5 protein-coding genes and 1 pseudogene are annotated in these 5,564 nt (G+C 67.7%); 4 read left to right on the top strand and 2 right to left on the bottom strand.

Translation table 11 applies throughout. The annotated features are described in order from the left end of the window. Nucleotides 1-206: 206 nt before the first annotated feature. Nucleotides 207-893: a sulfotransferase family protein gene (locus tag AC08OP_RS18790; protein WP_476615389.1), complete on the bottom strand. Its 687-nt coding sequence runs from the start codon at nucleotides 891-893 to the stop codon at nucleotides 207-209. Further along, nucleotides 824-1,387, bottom strand: coding sequence for a sulfotransferase family protein (locus tag AC08OP_RS18785; RefSeq protein ID WP_476615388.1), 564 nt, complete (start codon nucleotides 1,385-1,387; stop codon nucleotides 824-826). The genes AC08OP_RS18790 and AC08OP_RS18785 overlap by 70 nt, the downstream gene beginning before the upstream one ends. Before the next feature lie 445 nt (nucleotides 1,388-1,832). Here AC08OP_RS18785 and AC08OP_RS18780 point away from each other — a divergent pair. From AC08OP_RS18780 to AC08OP_RS18765, 4 genes and pseudogenes are all read left to right on the top strand, one after another. Continuing rightward, a pseudogene (locus tag AC08OP_RS18780) lies at nucleotides 1,833-1,988 on the top strand (hypothetical protein); the annotation flags it as partial. 202 nt (nucleotides 1,989-2,190) lie between these two features. Beyond that, nucleotides 2,191-3,681 carry an MFS transporter gene (locus AC08OP_RS18775; RefSeq protein ID WP_476615387.1) on the top strand — a complete coding sequence of 497 codons (1,491 nt, stop codon included), beginning with the start codon at nucleotides 2,191-2,193 and terminating at the stop codon, nucleotides 3,679-3,681. A gap of 436 nt (nucleotides 3,682-4,117) precedes the next feature. Then, a complete protein-coding gene (locus tag AC08OP_RS18770; protein ID WP_476615386.1) occupies nucleotides 4,118-4,555 on the top strand; it encodes a cupin domain-containing protein in 438 nt (145 codons plus the stop codon). 78 nt (nucleotides 4,556-4,633) lie between these two features. Then, nucleotides 4,634-5,368, top strand: coding sequence for an SDR family oxidoreductase (locus tag AC08OP_RS18765; RefSeq protein ID WP_476615385.1), 735 nt, complete (start codon nucleotides 4,634-4,636; stop codon nucleotides 5,366-5,368). Nucleotides 5,369-5,564: the final 196 nt, after the last annotated feature.

Raw genomic sequence — 5,564 nt, 5'->3', positions numbered from 1 at the left:
ACGTTCTCTTACGCCTACGCGGGGTTGGTCGGGCTTGGACTCGGTCAGGACCTTCTGGAGCGATCCCGCCGAACACCCGGTCACGGCCCACCTGTCCCTCTTCCCGCATCCCTGCCCCGCTGCCCGCGGCGTCACGCCTTCGAGCGGCTGCGCGCCAAAGCAGTCCATCTGCTCGACGAGCACGTCAGGAACAACGGCATGCCCACTCAGATCAGGGCTCCGAGTCGGGCGTTGACCTCCTCGGCGCTGATGCCGAAATCGGCTAGGTCGTAACGGTGAGCACGCAGGCGGGCCTCCTCTGCCAGCACGGCCGACATGGCGGGGCGGACCTCCTCGGGAAGATCCCATCCGAGGTGGCGGTAGATGTCGGCGACCGTGGCCAGCGGGTCGGCAATGAAGTCGGCGAACTCGATGTCGTAGAACCTGCTTGGGTTGTGTCTGGCCCGGTCCGCGGCGAAGCGCTGGAGGTTGCGCGCGGCGATCTCGAGCACGAAGGGGCCGATCGCCTCGCCGTGGAAGGTGCTGGACGTGGGGGCGAGCTTGCTCGCCAAGCTGCAGGCCGATCCCAGAACCGTGCTGGCGGGCCTGCGGTGGGTCCGGATTATCAGAGCGTCGGGATAAGTCGTCAGCAAGGCGTCCAGACACGGCAGGTGACTGTGGCATTTGAGCACCCAGCGGCGCTCGGGATCGCGCAGCCCGATCAGCTGCAGATTGCGCCGGTGCCGCTGGTACGCGCCAGTCCAATCCTGGTCTGCGATCCACGCGGAGTAGGTCGGCAGGTGCCCGGTATATTCAAGAAGGCTCGAGAGCATTGATTGGCGGATCAACCGCCAACACTCCTCGACCGCGTCGGCGATGCGATTGTGATTGATTGGCGGATCAACCGCCAACACTCCTCGACCGCGTCGGCGATGCGATTGTGAATGCCCAGATAGCCCGGATGTTGCGCGACGAAGCCGGCGATGTCCTGCTGGGTCTGCCGGAAGACCGGGTTGGTCGGCCAGGTCGAGACCGGCGGCCGGGGCTGGGGAGCGTAGGTCAGCCACAGTTCGACGCCCTGGTTGGCCGGGTCGGCGGCGAGCAGCCGGTGCAGGGTGGTCGTGCCTGTGCGCGGCATGCCGACGATGAACACCGGTCGCTCGATCGGTACCTGGGCATGCTCGGGGTATTCGCGCCACCCGGCCTCACTGAAAAGGCGGGAAACCAGGATTCCGCACAGATTGTCGCGGACCATTCGGATGCCGTCCGCAGTCAGGGCGGCCTCCTGCTCGTAGGAGGCAAGGACGACCTCCAGCCCCTCGAGGTAGTCCGGCGGGCCGAAGTCGGAAAGCCCGGTGAGATCGGAGGCCTCGGCGTGTAGTTCCTCGATTGTGCCGATCGTGTCCACTGAACAGGCTCCTGTAATTCATGGGGCAGCGTTATTGAACTGTCGCAAGGATGGGCTCGTCCCGCCGCAAAGCTCGGTCGAGCCCGTTGGGTGGCTTCGCCGACGCAGGTCGCGCACATGGCGGGCCTACCGGCGGATGGAGTACGTCCAAGCCGTCCGAGGACGGTTCGGCGAAGGCAGCGGAGAACTCGCTGCGGCAGAGGTCGGGTCCAGGGTCGGGACGTCCGCCAACAGAATAGACCAACTGAGCGTGCGAGCGGCATGGCGATAAGCTCATCCAATCGAAGCCGATGCTCGTGACATCGATAAAGTGAGTGCCCGCCGCCCAGGGTATTGGGGCTCTTCGCGGTTCGCCGGACGGCGTATTTGGCCGCTGACCTTCTATGATGCCTGGTGGTGGCTGGTGTAGCCGTAGGTCGGGGTAGAGAACGAGGCCGCCGCCCGCGAGGCGCTGCCACCCGCGGCGCTGGCCGTCGGCCCGTTCCACGTCGTCCATCTGGCCAACGGGGCCGTCAGCGACGTCCGCCGCCGCGTCACCTACGCCCGTCCCACCCGGCCGCTCCCAGTCACCACCAACCCAGCAGCAACCGTAATCGGCTAACTACAGATTCCGGCCAACTACGAGGAGTCAGTATTGTTATGAGAATGTCACGTAGGTCGTCAGGGAGAGGGCCGGCGGCGGTGTGGGCGCGGTCGGTCAGATCGTGGCCCTGCCGGTGGTCGGGAGAGCCAACCGCCAATGGAGTCGCCTATGAGGCGCTCTCACCTCGCCTACTTTGCGTCCTACAACGATCGGAACGCTGATGGCGTCGATGCCGCCCGAGCTGGGCAAGGGCCGGCGGCACGTGGTGCTGGTGATCTGCTGCTCGAGCCTGTTCATTGTCGCGCTGGACGCGACGATCCTCAACGTCGCCCTGCCGTCGATCAGGAACGACCTCCATGCCGCCGACTCCGGGCTGCAGTGGACGATTGACGCCTACGGCCTGGTGCTGGCAAGCCTGCTGCTCTTCTCCGGCTCGATGGGCGACCGGTTCGGGCGCAGGCGCGTGTTCCAGACCGGGCTGACGCTGTTCTCCTTCGGGTCGCTGCTATGTAGCCTGGCACCTGGGCTTGGCTGGTTGATCGCGTTCCGGATGATCCAGGCGGTCGGCGGGTCGATGCTCAACCCGGTCGCGCTGGCGATCATCACCAACACCTTCACCGAGCCCCGGGAGCGGGCGCGCGCGATCGGCATGTGGGGCGGGGTGATCGGCCTGAGCATGGCACTGGGACCGGTTCTCGGCGGCCTGCTGGTCGACACGGTCGGCTGGCGGTCGATCTTCTGGATCAACGTGCCGATCGGCATCGTCGCGATGGTGCTCACCGGCCGGTACGTGCCCGAGTCGAGGGCGCCGCGGGCCCGGCGGTTCGACCCGGCGGGCCAGGCGCTCGTCGCCGTCACCCTCGGCACCCTCGCTTACGCAATCATCGAGGCGCCGGCCGCCGGCTGGGCGGCCCCCCGGACGATCGTCATGTTCATCGTCGCCGCCCTTGCCCTGACCGGGCTCGTCGTGTGCGAGACGCGGCGCCAGGACGCCCTGCTGGATGTGCGGTTCTTCCGCAGCGCTCCGTTTGCCGGTGCCACCGTCATCGCGCTCTGCGCCTTCGCGGCGTTAGGCGGCTTCCTCTTCCTGAACACGCTCTATCTGCAGGTCGTGCGCGGCTACTCGGCGCTGCACGCCGGCCTGCTGACGCTACCGATGGCGGCCCTCGCGGCGGTGACGCCGCCGATTTCCGGCCGGCTCGTGGCCAGCCACGGGCCGCGGCCGTCGTTGATCACCGCCGGGATGGCGTTGCAGGCCAGCGGCGTCCTGCTATCCCTCCTGGGGACGCAGACCAGCCTGGCGCCGGTCATCTGCGCCTACGTGCTCTTCGGCGTCGGGTTTGGGATGGTCAACGCACCGACCACGAATATCGCGCTGTCCGGGATGCCAGTCGCCCAAGCCGGCGTCGCGGCAGCGGTCTCCGGTACCAGCCGGCAGATCGGCTTGGCGCTCGGCGTCGCGATCTTCGGCTCGGTAGCCGCGCATCACGTTGCGGGCCGTCCTGGCGTGACGACCATCGACCCGACCAGCGCGCCCGCCTGGTGGATCATGGTTGGCTGTGGGCTCGCCATCGCCGTGCTTGGCGTGCTCACCACCGGCCGGTGGGCGCGCGGCACGGCGGCCCGCACCGCGGTGCTCTTCACCCCCCAGCCAGTGCTGCCGGAGGCCGAGGCGGTCGCGAGCGTCTCCGGCGGAGCGGGGCCGCCCTGACCGAGCGCGGTCTCAGCGGGGGGACGCGCGCAGGTGCGCGCGGGCACGCGACCAGCAAAGGCCAAACCACAGGTCAATCGGCTCTGTTGCATGCGGCCAAGGCGGGACCTGCGTGCTGGTACTTGGGCATGATCAGGTGATGGTTCGAGATGCGGTCGCTCCGCCGCTGCCGGTGTCGGAGTTCGCGAGGTTCCGGTTCCCTCCCGGGGTGATCGTGCTGGCGGTCCGCCCGGAGGTCGGTGTCGGCGCCTTGACTCGATGCGGCTGATCTTCTGCTGGCCTCGGTCATGGCGTCAGCGGTCTCTTCCTGATCCTTGGCGTGCGACCGGTCAGGTCTGGGAAATCAAGAGGAGGTGAGCCGTCACAACCCGCGTGGTTGTCCGGTCTTACGAGGTGAGCGGACCCTTCGCATCCCCTTCTCCAGGGAGGTCTTTCCATGTCGGGCGTCGAGTCGACGACCGCCGGGCAGAAGCCACGATCGAACGCGTGGCAGTCGGCGATCACCGTGGTGCAGGAGACGGAGCCTTCTTGCATCCCGGCGGGTGCGCACGCGATGACCATCGTCGTCGAGTTCCCGCCGGGCGACCCTGGTACCCCTCCGCACCGGCACACCGGACCGGCCTTCGGCTATGTGCTGGACGGCGAGATGGTGTTCGAGCTCGAAGGTGAGCCGGCGCGTGTCGTCCGGGCCGGCGAGGCGTTCTGGGAGCCGGGTGGCGACGTCATCCACTACCAGGACGGCAACAACCGCGACGACATCCCCGTGCGCTTCACCGTCACCATGCTCTGCGAACCGGGCAAACCGATGCTTTCGCTCGTGGACGAGGAGGAGCTCGTCCGGCGTAAGAACCGCCGAGCCTCGCGCACAAACTGACCGTGAGCTCAGCTAGACCGCCCCGTCGTACCCACATAATCGGACATTTCACCTCCGCGAAACCGGAAGGCCAAGAAGATGAAGATCGCTGTCATCGGTGGGACCGGGCTCATCGGATCGAAGGTGGTCCGGATCCTGAACGCGAGCGGGCACGAGGCAGTGCCGCACTCGCCGTCCACCGGCGTGGACCTGCTGCGCGGGCAGGGCCTGCCCGAGGCGATGGAGGGGGCCGATGTCGTCGTCAACCTGACGAACTCGCCGACCTTCGACGACGCCTCGCCCGCGTTCTTCCAGACGACCATGGACAACCTGCTCACGGCCGCCAAGGCCGCCGGCGTCAGCCACGCCGTCATCCTCTCGATCGTGGGCGCCGACCAGGTGCCGGGCCTGGTCTACTATCGCGCCAAGGTGCTGCAGGAGAACATCCTCAAGGCCGGCCCCGTGCCGTACTCGATCGTCCGCGCCACGCAGTTCTTCGAGTTCATCGACGCGGCGCTGTCCTGGACCACCGATGAGAACACCGTCCGCCTGCCCGCCACGCGCGTCCAACCCATCGCCGCGGTCGACGTCGCCCAGGCCGTGGCCGACGTCAGCGTGGGCACCCCGCTGCAGGGCACCCGCAACGTCGCCGGCCCCGAGGTCTTCGCGCTCGACGAACTGGGCAAGATCACCCTCGCCGCCCACGGTGACCATCGCACCGTCGTCACCGACAACAGCGCCGGCATATTCGCCGCCGCCTCGGGCGACGTCCTCATCGCCAAGGACGGCGCCGCCATCGCCAGGACCACCTACCGGGGGTGGCTCGCGCGCTGACTTGGCCAGGGCCCGCGCGACATCCGTCGCCCGGCCCCGTCAGGAATCCTCGTAGATTCACTGTCCGCCGATGACCGACTGGAGCTGCACCTTCTCATAGCTCTCGGCGCCCGGCGAGGCCCTGTGCACCACCGGGAACTGCGATTGATCCGGATCGATCAGTCGCTGAGCCGACAAATACTTTGTACCTACGGCG

This window comes from Frankia sp. CeRuru1 (genome assembly GCF_977966315.1).
Note: the sequence above shows the minus strand (reverse complement) of the source record. Positions and strands in the feature narration are given on the sequence as shown.

Excerpts from the sequence above, each read along its gene's own strand:
- AC08OP_RS18775 (WP_476615387.1), top strand. The coding sequence starts at position 2,191 with ATGGCGTCGATGCCGCCCGAGCTGGGCAAGGGCCGGCGGCACGTGGTG.
- AC08OP_RS18770 (WP_476615386.1), top strand. The coding sequence starts at position 4,118 with ATGTCGGGCGTCGAGTCGACGACCGCCGGGCAGAAGCCACGATCGAAC.
- AC08OP_RS18765 (WP_476615385.1), top strand. The coding sequence starts at position 4,634 with ATGAAGATCGCTGTCATCGGTGGGACCGGGCTCATCGGATCGAAGGTG.